Here is a 17,608-nt window from a genome sequence, read left to right on the forward strand (position 1 = left end):
ATGACAACTATCGGAATCATCGGAGCAGGAAACATCGGCAGCCAGGTCGCCCGCAAGGCGATCGAGAGCGGCTACGACGTCGTGATCAGCAACTCTCGCGGCCCGGAGACCCTCGCCGACCTCGTGGCCGAACTCGGCCCGAAGGCGACGGCCGGAACCGCCGTGCAGGCCGCGGAGGCCGCCGACGTCGCCGTCGTGACCGTGCCGCTCAAGGCATACGCGGACGTGCCCGTCGAGCCACTCGCCGGCAAGATCGTGATCGACACCAACAACTACTACTTCGAACGAGACGGCCACATCGAGGCCCTCGACAAGGGTGAGGCGACCGTGACCGGCATGCTGCAGGCGCACCTGCCCACCTCTCGCGTTGCGAAGGGCTTCAACCACATCATGGCCGTCGACATCACGGGAGACGCGCACCCGGCCGGCGACCCGGCGCGGCGCGCGCTGGCGACCGCGTCCGACTTCACGGATGCCTCAGATTTCGTCACGAAGCTGTATGACGAGTTCGGCTTCGATACCGTGAACATCGGCCCGCTCTCCGAGAGCTGGCGCGTCGAGCGCGACCGTCCCGCCTACGTCATCCGCCAGACCACCGCCGAGCTCGAGGCCAACCTCGCGAAGGCCCCGCGCACGGTCTGACCGTCGGTCGGTCTCACTGTCGACCCAGCGGCATCCGCCCTGCCGCGAGAGCGGAGTTTTGGCCCTTAAACCCATGGTTTAAGGGCCAAAACTCCGCTCTCGCGGCTACGGGCTACGGGCTACGGGCTACGGGATGCGGGCTGCGGGGTCCTGATCGTCAGCGGCGGCGCGCGGCCGGGGTGAGCTCGGCCGCGCCGTAGCTGTTGTCGTCGGGGTTCAGGGTGACCCCGGGGGCCACGAGCTCGTCGATGCGGTCCAGCACCTCCGTCGGGAGCGTGACCTCCGCGGAGGGAAGCTGCGAGACGAGCTGCTCCATCGTGCGCGGGCCGATGATCGCCGCGGTGACTCCCGGGTGGTTGATCACGAACGCGATCGCCAGCTCGATCAGGGTCAACCCGGCCTCGTCTGCGACCCGGGCAAGGGCGTCGACGACCTCGAGCTTCTGCTGGTTCGCAACACTCGTCATGTCGAAACGGGCGCTCGGTCGTGCCGCCGAGGTGGGCACGGGAGCGGCGTCCTTGCGCCACTTGCCGGAGAGCCACCCGCCGGCGAGCGGGCTGTACGTGAGGGTGCCCATGCCGTAGCGACGTGCCGTGGGAAGGACATCCTGCTCGATGCCGCGGACGAGGAGCGAATACGGCGGCTGTTCCGTGACGAACCGGGCGAGGTTCCGGTCGCGGGCCGCCACCTGCGCCTCCACGATCTGACTGCCGGAATACGACGACGAGCCGATGTAGCGGACCTTGCCCTGCCTGACCAGATCGGTCAGTGCGCCGAGCGTCTCTTCGACATCCATCGCGGCGCTCGGGCGGTGCACCTGGTAGAGGTCGAGGTAGTCAGTGCCCAGGCGCCGCAGCGAACCTTCGACCGCCCGCATGATCCACTTCCGCGACCCGCCGCTCTGGTTCGGGCCTTTCCCCATCGGCATGAAGAATTTCGTGGCGAGGACGACATCGTCACGGCGTCCCGCGAGCGCCTTCCCGACGATCTCCTCGGATTCGCCCCCGGAGTAGACGTCGGCGGTGTCGACGAAGTTGATCCCGGCATCCAGGGCGTGGTGGATGACCCGGATCGAGTCGTCCACGTCCTGGTTGCCCCAGGGGCCGAACATCATCGTGCCGAGGCACAGGGGGCTCACTTCTACTCCGGTGCGTCCCAGGAGGCGGTAGTCCATCAGGTTCTTCCTTTCATCGGCCGGCCGGGTGCTGCTCAGCCCGCGTGGTGCTCATCGATCGACAGGGCGCGCGATTCCCGCGCCTCCGTCGCAGCCCAGCTCGCCAGGAGACCGAGGGCGTCTGCGGACTTCGAGCCAGGCTCGGCGCCGTACACGAGCAGGGTGAGGCCCTCGTCCGCCACGAGTTGCATGGCCTCGTACGTGAGTTCGAGGTCGCCGACCACGGGGTGGTGCAACCGCTTTTCCCCGGACGTGTGCTGATAGACATCGTGGGCGGCCCAGCGGATGCGGAACTCCTCGCTTCTCGTCGAAAGCTCCCCGATCAGGTCGGTCAGGCCCCGGTCATAGGGGTTCTTGCCTGCTTCCGCCCGGAGCGTTGCGACTGTGCCGGAAGCGATCAGGTTCCAGTCGGGCCAGAAGTCGGCCGCTCGGGGATCGAGGAACGCGAACCGCGCGGTGTTGGGAGGCGTCAGCGGGCCATCGAAAACCGGCGCGTACAACGCGCGTCCCAGAGTGTTGGTCGCGAGAATGTCCATCCGCCCGTTGCGCAGCCACGCGGGTGCGGCGATCGAATCCAGCAACCTGATGACGCCAGGGCGGACCCGGCTGACGGCTGGTCGCCGCCTGGTTCCCACGGAGGCGTTGGCCGTCCGTGCCAGGTCGAACAGGTGCGCCCGCTCGGTTTCATCGAGCTGAACAGCGCGCACGAGGGCCTCGAGGACACCCTCTGAGACGCCACCGAGGTTGCCGCGTTCGACCCGCACGTAATAGTCGACACTCACTCCGGCGAGCATCGCGACCTCTTCGCGGCGGAGTCCGGCGACTCGCCTCTTCCCACCGAAGTCAGGCAGCCCGGCCTGTTCTGGCGTGATGCGTGCCCTCCGCGTCACCAGGAAGTCACGGATTTCGGTCTTGTTGTCCACGACAAAACGGTACGTCAGAATCCGTGGAGGGTGGGAGGTCCTGCCAGTACCCGGAACGAGAGGGCCTCTCCACCAGGCGGCGCCGGCACGGTCGGGCTCGCGGGACGACAATCCTGGTGAGGCACGGCATCGGCCGGGTAGCATCGTGAATCGACAGTCAGGGAGTGCGCATGACCGATGAACCCAGACCCTTCGAGGTCCACGAATCGGGGGCTTTGTTCCACGGCACGAAGGCAGACCTGGCAGTGGGCGACCTGCTGGTGCCGGGGCGTGGATCCAACTTCGAGGCCGGACGAACCACGAATTACGTCTATCTGTCGGGAACCCTGGATGCCGCGACGGGGGGGGCCGAGCTCGCGGCCGGTGACGGCCGCGGCCGCATCTACATCGTCGAACCGACGGGCGCCCTCGAAGACGACCCCAATGTCACGGACAAGAAGTTCCCGGGGAACCCGACCCTGTCGTATCGCACCCGGGAGCCGGTGACGATCGTCGGCGAGCTCGTGGACTGGACAGGACACTCCCCCGAACGGCTCAAGGCCATGCGCGACGGCCTCGCCGAGCTGAAGCGCCAGGGTCTCGCGGTCATCGACGACTAGCCGCGTCCGGAGACCCGCAACGGGTACGTCACCACGCGTGACGTACCCGTTCGGCGTCAGTTGCGCAGGCTCGAGGTACTTCGAAATCAGGGCCTTCGTCGACGAGTCCTGGGCGGCGAGAGCGTCCGCATCCCCGTCGACGGCAGGAGCGACCTGGAGCGCAAGCTGCTTTCCCAGTTCGACGCCCCACTGGTCGAACGAGTCGATGCCCCAGATCGTGCCTTCGGTGAACACGATGTGCTCATACAGCGCAATGAGCTGGCCGACGACGCTCGGCGTGAGGGCCGGCGCGAGGATCGACGTGGTCGGACGGTTCCCGCTGAAGGAGCGGGCCGGCACGACGGACTCGTCGGTGCCTTCTGCGCGCACCTCGGCGGCCGTCTTCCCGAAGGCGAGCGCCTTGGTCTGGGCGAAGAAGTTCGCCATGAACAGTCCATGGACGTCCTGTCCTGGCTCGACGGCGGCGCCGTCGCCCGTCTCGTCCTTCAGCGGGTGGGCGGGATTCGCGACCGCGATGAAGTCTGCGGGGACCAGGCGCGTGCCCTGGTGGATGAGCTGGTAGAACGCGTGCTGTCCGTTCGTTCCCGGTTCGCCCCAGAAGATCTCGCCGGTATCGGTCGTGACGGGGGTCCCGTCCCAGCGGACGCTCTTTCCGTTCGACTCCATCGTGAGCTGCTGGAGGTAGGCGGGGAAGCGGTGGAGGTACTGCGCGTACGGGAGCACCGCGTGACTCTGGGCCTTGAGGAAGTTGGAATACCAGACGTTGAGCAGGCCCATCAGGACGGGCACGTTCCGTTCGAGCGGCGCTGTGCGCATGTGCTCGTCGACAGTGTGGAAACCGGAGAGGAATGCGCGCCAGTTGTCCGGGCCGATGGCGACGACCACGGACGTACCGATGGCGGAGTCGATCGAGAACCGGCCCCCGACCCAGTCCCAGAATCCGAACGCGTTCTCCGGGTCGATGCCGAATGCGGCGACCTTGTCGAGAGCGGTCGACACGGCGACGAAGTGCCTGGCGACGGCCGCGGCACGGGCGGCATCGGTGTCCTCGATCGCGCCGGAACCCAGCAGCTGGTTCCAGAGCCACTCGCGGGCCAGACGGGCGTTCGTGAGGGTCTCGAGGGTGCCGAACGTCTTCGACGCGACGATGAAGAGAGTGGTCTCCGGGTCGAGGTTCGCCGTCTTCTCGTAGACGTCGGTCGGGTCGATGTTGGAGACGAAGCGGCACTCGAGGCCCGCCTGCACGTACGGCTTCAACGCCTCGTAGACCATGACGGGGCCGAGGTCGGAACCGCCGATCCCGATGTTGATGACGGTTTTAATGGATTTGCCTGTTATACCGGTCCATGCGCCGGACCGCACCTTGTCTGCGAACGCGTAGACCTTGTCGAGGGTGGCGTGAACGTCGGCGTCGATGTCCGCACCGTCGACGACGAAGCCGGTCGGCGGCACGAGGCCGACGCCGTCCTTCGGGCGGCGGAGCGCCGTGTGGAGAACCGCGCGGTCCTCGGTCACGTTGATGTGTTCACCGGCGATCATGGCCTGGAACCGGCCCGGGACGTCGACGTCTTTCGCGAGCCTGCACGAGGTGGGCGAGGATCTCGTCGGTCAGGAGATTCTTCGACAGGTCGACCGTGAGGTCGCCCGCCTGAAATGTGTAGCGACCGGCCCGTCCCGGGTCGGTGTCGAACCACTCGCGGAGATCGGGCGAAAATCCCTCGGCGATGCCGGCGAGCTGACTCCAGGCGTCGGTGGACGTGGGATCAACGGGGGCGAATTCGGTCATGGATTCCTCCTGGACAATGGATCGGCAAATCGCCCGCGACTCCCGCAATTCAGCGAGGCGGACCACTTACAACCCTATGACCGCGCCCGACGACCGTGGAACGCTTCTGCACGCCACCCGGCCGAGCTCTCCTCACGCACTCTCGACGCGCCACGCTGAGGCCGAAATGACGCATTCGCCCGGCCCGGCACTCACTCACCTGGTGGAAGGCGAGGATCTGTGCGTGCGGGCATTCATGCCTGCCGCGACGGGCGGATGTTCTCCCCGGCTCCCGGCGAGAGGCGCCACGCCTCGACGACGGCGGGCACCGTGAGCAGCGCCAGGAGAAGAAATGCGACGCGGAAGGCCTCGCTTCCCGCGCCCAGCGCGCCGAGCGCATCCGCTCCGACAAGGGCGGACCCGGCGCGGAGGGCGATGGCGCCGCAGGCGATTCCAAATCCCGCGGCGAGTTGCTGCAGCGTGGAGGCCAGCGTATTGGCGGCTGTCATCTGCCCGTGCCCGACATCCGCGAAGGCGATGGTGTTGTACCCGGTGAAGCCGACCGAGCGCACGACCCCGCTGAAAACCATCAGGACCACGATGATCACGACAGGCGTCTCGACGGTCAGGAGCGCGGCAAGCGCCATGCTGAGAGCGGCGCCGGTGGTGGCGGACAGGAGCACGCGCCGGAATCCGAACCGCCGCAGGAGCGGCGTGGTCACCGGCTTGATCGCCATGTTCCCCGCGAAGAGGGCGAGCACGAGCGAGCCGGCGAGCACGGGGGACCAGCCGAACGCGTCCTGGAACAACAGCGGCAACAGGAACGGCACCGCACTGATCGTCAGCCGGAACATCCAGCCGCCGGCGTGGGCGACGCGGGAAGGTCTCGATGCGCAGGGCGTCGAGGTCGAGCAGCGGATGCCGGGCTCGCCTCAGGTGCCGCACGGCGAGCCCCCCGAGCGCCGCACCGGCCGACGCGAGAGCCAACAGCGCCGGCCAGTCCGGCACCGGAGCGGACAGCAGCGACGCCGCCACGACGAGCGAACCGAGCGCCGAACAACTCAGCCACAGGCCGGCCCAGTCGAGGGCTGCCGGACTGACCGGCTCCTCCCCTGGCACCAGGACGCGCGCGGCGAGGAACGCGATGAGGCCGAGCGGAACGTTGATCAGGAAGATCCAGTGCCACGACGCATACGTCGTGATCAGGCCCCCGGCCAGGGGCGCGATGACGGGCGCGGCGAGCGCCGGCCAGGTGAGGAGCGCAATGGCGCGGATCAGGTCGCCCTTCGCGGTCACCCGCAGGACGGCGAGCCGGCCGACCGGAACCATCATGGCTCCGCCGGCACCCTGCAACACCCGGCTCAGGGTGAGCAGGAGCAGGCTGGGGCTCGCCGCGCACAGGATCGAGGCGACGGTGAAGACCGCGATCGCCGTGAGGAAGACCCTCCGAGCGCCGAAGCGGGCCGTGATCCATCCGCTCAGGGGAATGAGCACCGCGAGCGTGAGCAGGTAGGCGGTGATCGCAACGCCCACGTCGACGGATGCCACCCCGAACGCGCGCCCGATCTGGGGAGCGGCCGTGGTCAGGATCGTCCCGTCGAGGATCTCCATGAAGAAGGTCCCCGCGACGAGCAGCGCGATGTTCCGCTGGCGGCGAGCGCTCACCCCGCCGGAGCCGGGCAGTTCGATACCGGCCACCGGCAGGTACCTCCTTGTGCGAATGTGGGGTTGTCCCCAGCCATCATCCCAGTCCGGAACCACTGCTTGGCGACCGCACCATGCACCCAGCGAGGCGAAGACGGAATCGGATCTACCGGCAGGACCGGTTGCCTGACACGATCGAAGCATGGCCTAGACCCCTGCATACGACAGTGCTGTGCCGAATCTCCCCTCAGGGGACTTCAACAGAACCGAGACGTTCTACGCCGGGTTCGGTTTCAAGCGGCAGTTTCGTGACTCGTGGTGGATGACCCTGACCCGAGGTGCACTGCAGGCTCGAGTTTCTTCCAGCACGTGAACTACTGGGTGACACCCTCGAGTAGGATCGCGAGCTCGTCGAGTTCGAGGTCCCAGCCCTCTCGGTTCTGCTCAAGACGTTCGCGACGGTAGCGGGTGCCGCCGGGGAGTGTGTCGAAGCCCGATTCGATCACCGTGACATCCGTCCCTGTACCTGCATCGGCGATGTTGAAGCGCACGTGCGTCGAGTACTCGGCGAGCGCTTCGGCGGGGATTCCCGACCAACGGAAGCCGAACGAGCAGTCGGGCACCACCTCGGTGATTTCGATCGGGAAGCTGCCGTAGTCATCCCAGTCGATGCTCCCAGCGGCACCGGGCTCGAGCGCGGCGAACCCCACAGTGTCTCCGAACCACTTGACCATCACCTCGGGGTCGGTCAGCGCCTTCCAGACGTTCGCACGCGGAGCCTCGATGTGTACGGTGCGGGTCACGGTGTGGCCCTTGATTCTTGCGTGATCAGACACGGTGTTTCCTTCACGTACGAGCCGAGCGCGACGGGGGCATTGCCCGTCGAGCGGCACGTCAACTGGTTTTGCAGACGCACCTCATCGAGCGTACCCATGATTGCGTGCCTGTTCGCGGGCGGGAGACTCCGTGAACGCGAGTGGCAACGCATCAGAGGCCGGTCCGTGGGGCTCTCCGAAGCCCGGAGCGCATGGCTGCCGCACGAGCCCGATGATGATCTGGGAGAGGAAGTGGTATGCGTTGATGAACGGCATCGACCTCGCACTCCTCATAGAGGTGCAGGGAATCGCGCTTCGCTTTGACGCCGTTGCCACCATCCTGAATCAGGCTGCCACGTTCTCAACGTGTTGCCACAGTGTTGCCACGGGAGGATTTCGGCGAAGAAAAAACCCCACATCCCCTGAAAGCACTGGGATGTAGGGGTGAAAAACTGCGGAGACGGTGGGATTTGAACTCTAATCGGACCCCAACGGCAGCTTGACGGAGGCCCAACTTCCGCGTAATTTCAACGTTTTTGGGTCACTTGGACACGGTCAGAATCAGCGTGATTTCTTTCAGATGTGGGCAAAATGTGGGCAGAGGCTGGCCTCCGTTTCACAATCTCATTGCTGGATGGCAACGGCTATCTGTGAGGCCAGCTTGTGCAGGAACGTGACGTGGTCAAGGCCGCTCGTGGGCGTCATGCCCGGAGGCAGGTCGGTCATGAAGTCAAAGTGCCCGGCATTCTCCTCCGTGTGAATGTTCACCCTGGCGGGTGCTGACCGCAGGATCTCGAGCGTTGAAGCAGGAGTGATGGAATCCTTCGCCCCCACGAAAACGTCCGTGGGCGCCGTGACCTCCGCCAGTGCCCCAGGGGCTTGGAACCAGCCGACGGTCGGCGCGAGCAGCACCAGCCGCGTCACCCGTTCCTCGGCGTGAACCGGAATCGGCTGACCGTCGCGATCCCAAGGATGAGCTCCGGCCAGGCACAGGGCCGCCCAACCGCCCACTGAGTGTCCAGCGGCGACCACCGGCAGATCGGTGCGCGCGTATTTCGAGAGAGCAGAAGCCATGCCATGCACCCGATCAAGAAGCTGTTCGGTCGTCACGGTCCGCGGGTCGAACCGCTCGTTCGTAGGTGCCAGTACCGTGAATCCGATTACCGGGAGAGAGTGGAGCACAGTGCCGTACCGGCGAGGGTCGCCACCGGCGCCCGATCCGAACAGCAGTATTCCCTGAGCATCTGGCGCTTCGAGGATAAGCATCTACCTAACCTAGAACGCTTCACCTGCCGCCCGCGAACAGACCTTAAAGGCGACCCCCTTCGAGCCTTTGGGCCACCCCTTCCCGGAAGTGTGCGGTCAGGCCAAGTCCTCGAAGCTGTCCTCGCCGGGGCGCCAGACCATCCAAGCTTCGTCGTGGAATCCCCTGAACTCTGCGATCTCAACGTAGACATCGTCTTTCTCAGGGTGAATCACAATGGCGCCAGTATCGAGGTCGATACGAATGCCCGCACCGGTGGATTCGCACGTCGACGTCACCGCGCAAGGGGTCAATCGGCGTACCGAATCTGCGTAGCCAAGGTCCTGCTCGTGCCAGAGGCGATCAGCTGTCTGGACGACCGGCCATACGTAGCAGTTCAGAGTGACCGGACCGGAACCGGGCCTTCCATCGAATCGCAACTGGACATAGGCGTTCAGTACGAACTCGACCGAATACATCCGATCACCAACCAGTCGCGACAGCAGTTCATTCGGAACGTAAGTCCCTGTCACCATATCTACTTGAGCCTCTCGTCGTTCCAACTATGGCGCAATGGTGGCAGTTTGCGTTGTCGCCGCATTGTCGCCGATCCGCCCGCAGGCCGGCCCTCTATTGGGACGGATTCTTGCCCAGCCAGCACAGACACCGGACATCGTGCTCGCGTTTCACAAAGGAACGGTCAACGGAGCATAGTTTTCACCTGGATTCCGCCTACGGGATGCTCGTATTTCGCACATGCGGGGGTCGGTCGGATGGCAATTCTTCCTGCGACTATGAGGCCCCCGTGCTGGTCGCGGTCAGAGCTGGTCGAGGGGCTCGGTGCCCTTGTCGGCATCGCGCCCCCGAGCAGGGCGTCGACGAGCGATTCGCCAACGAACTCGCCGTAGCGCTCGGGGCGCCAACCGCGGGTGAGCACCAGGAGGCTGTAGAGCTCAGGCGAGCTGTATACCCACATGATCTCGGCCGCCTCATCGACGGAGAGGCCCAGACGCAACTGAAACTTGCTGGCCAAGCCTTGGGCTACATGGGTCATTCGGGTCAGGCGCGCGGTGTCGAAGTCGGCACGCAATTGAGCCATTGACGGATCAACCTCCGCCGTTGTTGACAGCAGCAGGAGCAATGGAGCGATCCGGGGCGCGACCTCTGTGGTGAACGCGCCTAGTCCGCGCAGCATCCTTCGGGGGTCGGCTTCGGCCGCCTGCATCGCGTCCGAGCGCTGTTCTGCGGGGATCGGGCCTTCGCCCTTGAGCGCGTCCTTGCACATCGCGCGCAGGAGCCCTGCTTTTCCTCCGAAGGACTTGTAAATGGTGTCGGCGGATGTGCCGGCGTCGGCCGCGATCGATGCGATCGTCGTGGCGGTGAAGCCGTCGTTCAGGAATCGTTGCCGCGCGGCGACGACGATTGCCTCGCGGTTGTGGCGTGCCTGTTCGCGCCGGCGGCTGGAATCATAGGGGCGAGGGTTGACAGTGTCCAATATCGGCTCCACAATTAGAGAATGGTTCCAGTGTACTGGAACGAATTTGATGGTCAACCAGAGCGGCTTCACAAGACGACTGGCCGCGCCAGTTCCGGTCTGGGAATGGAGACGGCATGTCTGTGGTGGAAGTAGATCCGAGCGCGGTCGTTCAACGGTTGCGGGTCGCCACGAACGCGCACGATATAGACGCGATCGTCGCCTGTTTCACGCCCGACTACCGAAATGAGACGCCGGTGCATCCGGAACGCAGCTTCGTCGGTCATGAGCAGGTACGCCGTAATTGGATGCAGATCCTGGCTGCAATACCCGACGTCTCGACAGAGATCGTGGCGTTGGTCGTGTCGGGCAACGTGGTGTGGACCGAGTGGGAGCACCGCGGCACGAGGCGGGATGGGACCGCGCATCTGATGCGGGGGGTGGTTGTCTTCGCCGTCACTGCCGGGCTGATCGCTTCGGCCCGTTTCTTCCTGGAGCCAGTCGATGCGGCTGGTGGAGATGTCGATGCAGCGGTACGGGGCCAGGTCGACGTGAGGAGAGCGTCATGATCTCCCGGGTTCTTGTTGCCGGAGGCACCGGACGACTGGGCACGCTCGTTGTCCGTGACCTTGCTGCCCGCGGGATTGACGTGCGCGTGATGACGCGTAATCCGCATCGTGCCGCGCATCTGGCCGGTGAGCGAATCGAGATGGTGACGGGTGATGTGCGAGATCCGGTCAGCACGATGGCCGCCGTGGCCGGTGTCGATGTCGTGGTGTCGGCAGTGCACGGCTTCGCCGGACCGGGAGGTGTTTCACCCGAGACGGTCGACCGGGACGGCAATACGCTCCTGATCAAGGCCGCTCAAACAGCAAGCGCCGAGATGGTGCTCATGTCGATCGTTGGTGCCGCACCGGATAGCCCCCTCGACATATTTCGGATGAAGCATGCCGCCGAGACCGTCCTAGCCGCCAGCACAGTTCCCTCAACGGTCGTGCGAAGCACGGCGTTCCTGGAGTTGTGGATCGATCTTCTCAACAATACGGCTGGGCGGTCGAACCGCCCGCTGGTATTCGGTCGCGGACAGAACCCGATCAACTTCGTCTCGGTGCGGGACGTCGCCGCGCTCGTCGAGCACGTCACCCTGGATGAGGCGACCCGCGGACAAGTGCTGGAGATCGGCGGACCGGAGAACCTCACCTTTGACGAGCTTGCCCGCATGGTGGTCGCGTACAGCGGCGGCTCAGACGCACCCCGGCATATCCCGCGCGTCGCTCTACATATCATGGCCGCCACGATCGGACGGCTGCGCCCTGAACTGGGCAGACAAGCTCGAGCCGCGCTCGCGATGGACCGATCCGACATGACTTTCTTACCCGGCGTCGACGGCGTGCGCGCCCGCTTTCCTGACGTGCCCTGCACCTCGCCCGCGGAAGCCCTTCGCGAACTCCACGCGGCAGATCGCACCCAATAACCCAACGCTTACTGGGAGGCTTTGCGTGCCGGCCCAGCGGTCACAAGGGGGTTGGTCTCAAATGCTCAATGCGCTGAGGTCAGCGCGAAGCCTCAGGACGTGTCTCAGCGAAGAACGGCGCTCGGGGCAGTCCCCTCCGACGGGCCCGCAACGCAATTTCTGAAGGACCAACGGCGGGCGTTAGGGTGGGCCCGGCACGCGGCCTTGATTGAGGTGAGTGCCCGGTGAGGCCAGGAACAGTCGGGACCACATTTCGTAGAGATAGTCGCCGAAACGTTCGGCGCTCCATCCTCGGGAGTCCACGAGCTGGGTGTAGTGCTCTGCTCCAGCAGTGGCCCAAACGATGTCGCCGATGACTTCATCCGATAGTTCGGGGCGAAGAGCCCCGGTCAGGCGCAAGTCGGCTGCGAACAGAAGCATGTTGGTGGCGCGTCGGGTCGATATTTCTTCGTGGAGGGCGGCGCAGTCCGGGCTCGGTTCGCGCTGCGTCCCGTAGTGCCAGGAAGATGGGCGCGGTTCTTGGGCTCATGGCGGCGATCGCAGCTGCGTAGATCTGGAACTTCGTCGCGGCATCCGGCGTTTCTCGGATCCGTTGCACATAGTCGCGCCGTTCGGCGGGAATGGTCTCATCGCTTCCAGATATCGCTGACTCCACGACCTGGCGAAGCAGTACCGGCTTTCGACCGACAGCTTCGTACAGCGTATCCACGGACGTTCCCGCCGCTTGTGCGATTTGCGCCACCGTTGTTGCCACGTATCCGCGTTCGGTGAAAAGGGTCCAGGCTGCCGAGAGGAGAGCTGAAGACGTGTGGTTTTGGCTTGCATGGCTCGCTTCGTCGAGCGATATTTTCGCGGAGCATTGACATCGGTCGTCATGAAGATCACAGTAGTGCATATTCATCCGATTGTAGTTCGGATCAAATAAGGAGTGGGTCGATATGGTCTATGCATTCATTCAAGACGTTCCCATTGACGAAGCGGGGTACCGCCGAATCATGGACAACCTCGGCACTGAGCCGGTTGCGGGGTCGATCCTTCACCTCTGCGTCCGCCGCGAGGATGGCGGGCTTCGCTATATCGACGTATGGGAGTCCGAGGAAGCCTGCACCCAGGCATTTGACCAGCGAATCCACGCTGCTGTGGATGCGGCTTTCGGTGGACACCGTCCAAGTACTGAACCAACCGTGCAGGTACTCGACGTGCTGGACATCACCGGGGCCGCCCTCTCCGCGAACGTGTGATAACCCACTCGCCAGGCCATAACGCGACATGCCCGCACGCGGGACCTCCAACGGACACTCCCCCGCGGACAGAGGCATTCACAAAGTGCGTGGGCAAGAGGTGCCCGTGAGACCCGCCCGCTAAGGTTTCGCACTCAGGCGCCTCTAACGCGACAACGTTTGTACCCGTCCGGTTGTCTCGCAACCCATAGGACACGAGACACTTTGGTTACGAGACAGTCATCGCGGGTAAGTCACGCGACGATCGCAGTAGACGCTACTCGACCCCGCTTTGGAGTGTCGGAAGATAGCGGCACGTGTAGCTGGCGGAACGGCCTTCCGCGGAATGTAGAGTTGCCTTGACCAGTTGATCGTCGCTGACATCCAAGTGTTTGAGGATCGCGAGCTTCAGGAGCCATCGGACCTGCAGCTGCAGTGCGAGGAGTCCGCCGCTATCGATCCACGCGGTGAAATCACCGTCATGAGTGATGGAATTTCGAACGTCTTTCGTCAGATCGGTCCATGAGGCTTGTTTGTCTACTGGGACGACCTCAGCAAACTGTTGCGGGCCAATCCACGTCAGTAGGTATCGCAACTGGCTCCGCAAGGGAGTGTCGGTGTGTCCCGTCTTGCGTATCGCACCTTGGAGTTCCGGGGGAAGTATTTTCCGTGCGCAGGCAGCTTTCGAAACGGCGTCGGGGTTTGCTGCCTTCCTGGTCGGCAGGCTCCTGTTCTCGGCCCGTTGACAAGACCCGATAGAGGACGTCAAATGCGGTGACGGCGGCAAGAAATCCTGTCTCCACATATTGGTCGACTTTGAAGTGATGTGCCTGTAGAACGTTCACCCCGGCTCGCCCAGTGCCTCGATTTAGTTCGTACCATTTCGTCACGACGCTGCTGAGCTCGATTTGCGTGGAGTGGAGTACTTCACGCTGACCGAGATCCGAGGTTTCCGGCACCTCGAAATCTGGGCGGCCGCCCCGCCACACCTCGATCGGAGATGAGTCACCGCCCAATGTCACGACTTGGCTCTGCACCCACGACGTCGACCCCGTAAAGAAGGTCACAAGCCGGACCAACAGTGTAACGTCGTTTTCAGCTTCTGCCAGAGTGGCCGGTGTCTCGTACGAAAGCTGGGCTGCACCATCGTTCGTTAGCGAGAGGACTGTTCCCTCAGCCCCGTAGACAGTGCTTTCGGAATAGGTGAAGAAGAACTGAAGGGATGTTCCCTTCCGAATCTCGATCGCTTCTAGCTTCGGACTGTGCGATACCAGGATGGCCAAGGTCCTCGACGGGTCCGTTGCAGAAGTCTCCCGCTGGCCGAGCACGCTCTTTGCTCCTAGCCAATGTCCGAGGCCAAATATCCGAGCGGTAATTGTGGATACGACGGGCAGGCTGCTATCAGCCAGGTGGCAGCCGAAAAGAATGGTGCCCGTGATGTTCAGGTCTTGTCTCGTGACCGGATTCGATAGGGAACCGTTGTGAACGACTGATCCGCTCGCGTTGAAGATGGTGACTTTCCGGTCGGGCACCATCTCGCTACCGAATACCACAGGGTGTGTTGAGGGCTCTGAAAACAGCGAAGCAAGGCCCGCCGAGGCTGGCTCCAGGGATCCGATCAGACTCAACTTGGCAAAGCGAGAACTCAGGGCCAACGCTCCTGAGGCTCTGGCTTGATCCTCCTCGGGCAGCCACCATTCCCCGAACACCGTATCGTCAACCATCTCTCGATTGTATGGAGCGGCTGAGTCGAAGACTGATCCTGCGGGATCTCCGCAACATGCGGTTTCGTCCCGATGTCTTGTATCCCTAGAGATGAAAGACATCTAACAACTCGCTTTCTCGCCCTGACCGATCGCCGGAATCTCGTCCCGCGGCGAGTCTCATAGCTACGTAACACAACCTCCGGCTTGAATTGCGGTGCACACCGCTAGTTATGAGACACCCCCAGCGGCGACGCGCGCACTTCTGCGCCTTCCGAGTGCTCACGGGGAAACCAGATCCAGAGAGCGCCCCCAGTGCCCAGCGGATTGCATCCATTCCCGCCAGTCGCACGACCAGCAGCCAGTCGACCATCGCCTGGTCACGGTCTGTCCACTGCACGATCGTCGCAATATCCGTCCGCTCTAAAACCAGTGATTTTCTGATTTACGTCGTCCTGTTTTCCTTGTTCCTTGTTCTTGTTTTTTTGTACTTAGTTTTGTTTTTTGTTTTTTGTTTTTGTTTGTTTCTTTGACTTATCTCTCTCATACACTTCTTCCTCTTTCCCTGTCCCACCACTACCCCTTTACTTCCCAACCCCCCACACAAAGCCGTTGGGTGTGGGGGGTTGGGAAGCGAGCGCAGCGAGGGGGTCGCGGTGGGACAGGGAAAGAGGCCCTTACCTATTCGTTTGGGTATTCGCTCTGGGCGAATACCCAAACGAATACCCAAACGAATAGGCAGCCGCGATTTGCGCATCCATAAGAACGCGATTTCGGCTTCAAACTAGCGCGGCGAAATCGACGTCCTGCCATCGTCGAGTCACCGCGGCATGCCCCCCACGTGCACACTGCTCGTGGTCCCCTCGTCGGAGAACAGCGTTCACCATAGGGACCCGCACCCGGGCCTCAGCGGCGATGCCGGCGGCGTCCGTGCGTTGCTTCCGTCGCCGATGACGTGAGGCATTTGTCGGTCGCCAGGTCCTCGCCAAGGACGCATTGGATACCAAAGCGGACGAGTGCCCGGTTGACGGTGCGATCCTCGAAGCTCCGCCAGCACTGACAGTATCGGGCACGCGAACTTGCGGCGACGCGGCCTGGCAGCGGGCCCGTCGATCGGACCTGCATCGTGTGCGAGGATGCCCGCGAAACGACCACAGTCAGGGCCGGATGTCGGTATGGGCGAAGCCGCCGAGAGAGTTATCCACAGCCTCTTCTCGCGCGCGCGTAATGCTCCGTTTTTGCTCATTCCTGTTCCTTCTTGCTAGGGGGTCATTTTCTGGTCCCCTTCGAGGCAACTTTTTGGTCCCCTTCAGGGACAAATTTTTGGTCCCCAGGAGGGACAAATAATCGTTCCCCAAAGCGACAGGCCGACGGAAGTTATCCACAGGACACTTCTCACGGGCGGTCGGGCTTGGATAGTCAGTGGCGCTGGTCACCGTCCGACGACAGATGCAGTGTCGGTCGTCCTGGATAACGTGAGCATTGAGCGAACCCACGAGCAGGTGCACCCTTGAGATCGAGATCGCCGCTGACGGACACTGTCTCGGCGGTCGCACTCGTCCGACTGGAAGGCTGGGCTGATTACTCATGGCATCGATCACCTCGTACACGACCGCAGCAGGCAAGCGGTACCGGGTGCGGTACCGCCGGCCCGACCACACGCAGACGGACAAGCGCGGGTTCAAGACGAAGAGGGAAGCCGAGCTCTTCACCGCGACCGTCGAGATTGCCATGGCGAGGGGCGAGTACGTCGAGGCCTCCGCCGCCAAGGTCACCATTGGGACTCTGGGAGCTGACTGGCTCGCTTCGCAGACGCACCTGAAGCCATCCTCGCTCCGTCCCATCGAGATCGCCTGGCGGCTCTACGTGGCGCCGCGCTGGGCGAGGATCTCCGTCAGCGGGGTCCGCCACAGCGACGTCCAGGCGTGGGTGTCGACGATGACGGGCACGCGGGGCGCCACGACCGTCATCCGGGCCTTCGGAGTCCTGGCGTCGATTCTGGACGTCGCGGTCCGGGACAAGCGCATTTCCACGAATCCCGCCCGGGGCGTGAACCTCCCCAGGAAGCCCAAGAAAGAGCATCGCTACCTCACGCACGAGGAGGTGGTGCGCCTCGCAGACAATTCCGGCATCCACCGCACGCTACTGCTCGTGCTCGCGTATACGGGGCTGCGCTGGGGCGAAGCCATCGGCTTGCGCGTGCGAGACGTCGACCTGGTCCGGAACCGGATCTCCGTCAGCGTGAACGCCGTCGAAGTCGGCGGGATCATCGAGGTCGGGACTCCAAAGTCCGACAAGCGCCGCACAGTCGTGTTCCCGGCATTCCTCACCCAGTCCCTGCTCGAGAACCTCACCGGCAAGGGCCCCAACGATCTGCTCTTCTCCGACAGCGCCGGGGAACACCTCCGGCGAACCCGAGTGAGCAGCGGCTCGAGGTCGTGGTTCAAGACGGCGCTCGTCGCCTCCGACCTGCCCGCGATGACCCTGCACGACCTGCGCCACACGGCCGCATCCCTCGCCATCGCGTCGGGAGCGAACGTGAAGGCGGTGCAGCGGATGCTCGGTCACGCGTCCGCGGCGATGACCCTCGACGTCTACGCCGACCTGTTCGATGACGATCTAGACGCCGTTGCAGTGGGCCTCAACCACGCCGCCGCTCCAGCAATTGTGGGCAAAATGTGGGCAAACCCGCCCGGCCCATGAAAAAGACCCCCGGACTTCCGCGTATTTGCGCGGATCTCGGGGGCCTTTTAGTGCGGAGACGGTGGGATTTGAACCCACGGTACCCCGTGAAGGGTACTCCACCTTAGCAGGGTGGTGCACTAAGCCGTACTATGCGACGTCTCCTTGGCGCCTGCGGCAGAATTCACCGAGCAAACACACGAGTGTAATCATAACCGTACCGGCGGCATCCGTTTGCACAGGTGCCCGA

General features: G+C 63.8%; 16 protein-coding genes, 1 tRNA gene and 2 pseudogenes. 6 read left to right on the forward strand and 13 right to left on the reverse strand.

The features are described 5' to 3' along the window. On the forward strand, positions 1-642 hold the full coding sequence (locus KIV56_RS10585; protein WP_281533423.1) for an NADPH-dependent F420 reductase: 642 nt from the start codon (positions 1-3) through the stop codon (positions 640-642). Positions 643-799: 157 nt separating this feature from the next. Here the strand turns inward: KIV56_RS10585 and KIV56_RS10590 are convergent, their stop codons facing one another. Continuing rightward, positions 800-1,816: an aldo/keto reductase gene (locus KIV56_RS10590; protein ID WP_281533424.1), complete on the reverse strand. Its 1,017-nt coding sequence runs from the start codon at positions 1,814-1,816 to the stop codon at positions 800-802. Between the two features lie 35 nt (positions 1,817-1,851). Then, the gene (locus tag KIV56_RS10595; RefSeq protein WP_281533425.1) at positions 1,852-2,739 is read right to left on the reverse strand and encodes a helix-turn-helix transcriptional regulator; all 888 of its coding nucleotides are present in this window, start codon (positions 2,737-2,739) and stop codon (positions 1,852-1,854) included. 170 nt (positions 2,740-2,909) lie between these two features. On the opposite strand from KIV56_RS10595, the gene arr reads away from it, so the two are divergent. Then, positions 2,910-3,338, forward strand: coding sequence for an NAD(+)--rifampin ADP-ribosyltransferase (arr, locus tag KIV56_RS10600; RefSeq protein ID WP_281536126.1), 429 nt, complete (start codon positions 2,910-2,912; stop codon positions 3,336-3,338). A 75-nt stretch (positions 3,339-3,413) separates the two neighbouring features. Here arr and pgi read toward each other — a convergent pair. From pgi to KIV56_RS10635, 7 genes and pseudogenes are all read right to left on the reverse strand, one after another. Beyond that, positions 3,414-5,124 (reverse strand): annotated as a pseudogene (pgi, locus tag KIV56_RS10605) (glucose-6-phosphate isomerase); the annotation flags it as partial. Positions 5,125-5,357: 233 nt separating this feature from the next. After that, on the reverse strand, positions 5,358-5,957 hold the full coding sequence (locus tag KIV56_RS10610; RefSeq protein WP_281533426.1) for an MFS transporter: 600 nt from the start codon (positions 5,955-5,957) through the stop codon (positions 5,358-5,360). Between the two features lie 154 nt (positions 5,958-6,111). Beyond that, positions 6,112-6,951 (reverse strand): annotated as a pseudogene (locus KIV56_RS20410) (MFS transporter); the annotation flags it as partial. Positions 6,952-7,121: 170 nt separating this feature from the next. Continuing rightward, on the reverse strand, positions 7,122-7,583 hold the full coding sequence (locus KIV56_RS10620) for an SRPBCC domain-containing protein (protein ID WP_281533428.1): 462 nt from the start codon (positions 7,581-7,583) through the stop codon (positions 7,122-7,124). Between the two features lie 603 nt (positions 7,584-8,186). Next, a complete protein-coding gene (locus KIV56_RS10625) occupies positions 8,187-8,672 on the reverse strand; it encodes a hypothetical protein (RefSeq protein WP_281533429.1) in 486 nt (161 codons plus the stop codon). 252 nt (positions 8,673-8,924) lie between these two features. Continuing rightward, positions 8,925-9,341, reverse strand: a complete 417-nt coding sequence (locus KIV56_RS10630; RefSeq protein ID WP_281533430.1) for a hypothetical protein — start codon at positions 9,339-9,341, stop codon at positions 8,925-8,927. A gap of 164 nt (positions 9,342-9,505) precedes the next feature. After that, entirely contained in the window at positions 9,506-10,357 is an 852-nt protein-coding gene (locus KIV56_RS10635) for a TetR/AcrR family transcriptional regulator (RefSeq protein ID WP_281533431.1), read from the reverse strand. 59 nt (positions 10,358-10,416) lie between these two features. Between KIV56_RS10635 and KIV56_RS10640 the strand changes: the two genes are divergently transcribed. Continuing rightward, positions 10,417-10,848 carry a nuclear transport factor 2 family protein gene (locus KIV56_RS10640; RefSeq protein WP_281533432.1) on the forward strand — a complete coding sequence of 144 codons (432 nt, stop codon included), beginning with the start codon at positions 10,417-10,419 and terminating at the stop codon, positions 10,846-10,848. Next, positions 10,845-11,753 (forward strand): SDR family oxidoreductase, encoded by a 909-nt coding sequence (locus KIV56_RS10645; protein WP_281533433.1) that lies wholly within the window; start codon positions 10,845-10,847, stop codon positions 11,751-11,753. The genes KIV56_RS10640 and KIV56_RS10645 overlap by 4 nt, the downstream gene beginning before the upstream one ends. Positions 11,754-12,111: 358 nt before the next feature. Here KIV56_RS10645 and KIV56_RS19785 read toward each other — a convergent pair whose 3' ends face one another. Continuing rightward, entirely contained in the window at positions 12,112-12,654 is a 543-nt protein-coding gene (locus tag KIV56_RS19785; protein WP_348648380.1) for a TetR/AcrR family transcriptional regulator, read from the reverse strand. 37 nt (positions 12,655-12,691) lie between these two features. Here KIV56_RS19785 and KIV56_RS10650 point away from each other — a divergent pair, with 37 nt between their 5' ends. After that, positions 12,692-12,994, forward strand: coding sequence for a hypothetical protein (locus KIV56_RS10650; protein WP_281533434.1), 303 nt, complete (start codon positions 12,692-12,694; stop codon positions 12,992-12,994). Positions 12,995-13,250: 256 nt separating this feature from the next. Here the strand turns inward: KIV56_RS10650 and KIV56_RS20415 are convergent, their stop codons facing one another. Beyond that, entirely contained in the window at positions 13,251-13,580 is a 330-nt protein-coding gene (locus KIV56_RS20415; protein ID WP_432432545.1) for a HEPN domain-containing protein, read from the reverse strand. Beyond that, positions 13,525-14,697: a hypothetical protein gene (locus KIV56_RS10655; RefSeq protein ID WP_281533435.1), complete on the reverse strand. Its 1,173-nt coding sequence runs from the start codon at positions 14,695-14,697 to the stop codon at positions 13,525-13,527. Before KIV56_RS10655 ends, KIV56_RS20415 begins: the two co-directional genes overlap by 56 nt. Before the next feature lie 1,566 nt (positions 14,698-16,263). On the opposite strand from KIV56_RS10655, the gene KIV56_RS10660 reads away from it, so the two are divergent. Further along, positions 16,264-17,379, forward strand: coding sequence for a site-specific integrase (locus KIV56_RS10660; protein ID WP_134560733.1), 1,116 nt, complete (start codon positions 16,264-16,266; stop codon positions 17,377-17,379). A gap of 53 nt (positions 17,380-17,432) precedes the next feature. Here KIV56_RS10660 and KIV56_RS10665 read toward each other — a convergent pair. Further along, positions 17,433-17,523 (reverse strand) — tRNA-Ser (locus KIV56_RS10665). Positions 17,524-17,608 lie beyond the last annotated feature (85 nt).

Origin of the sequence: Cryobacterium breve, from assembly GCF_027594785.1 — a bacterium.
Classification (GTDB): Bacteria; Actinomycetota; Actinomycetes; order Actinomycetales; family Microbacteriaceae; genus Cryobacterium; species Cryobacterium breve_A.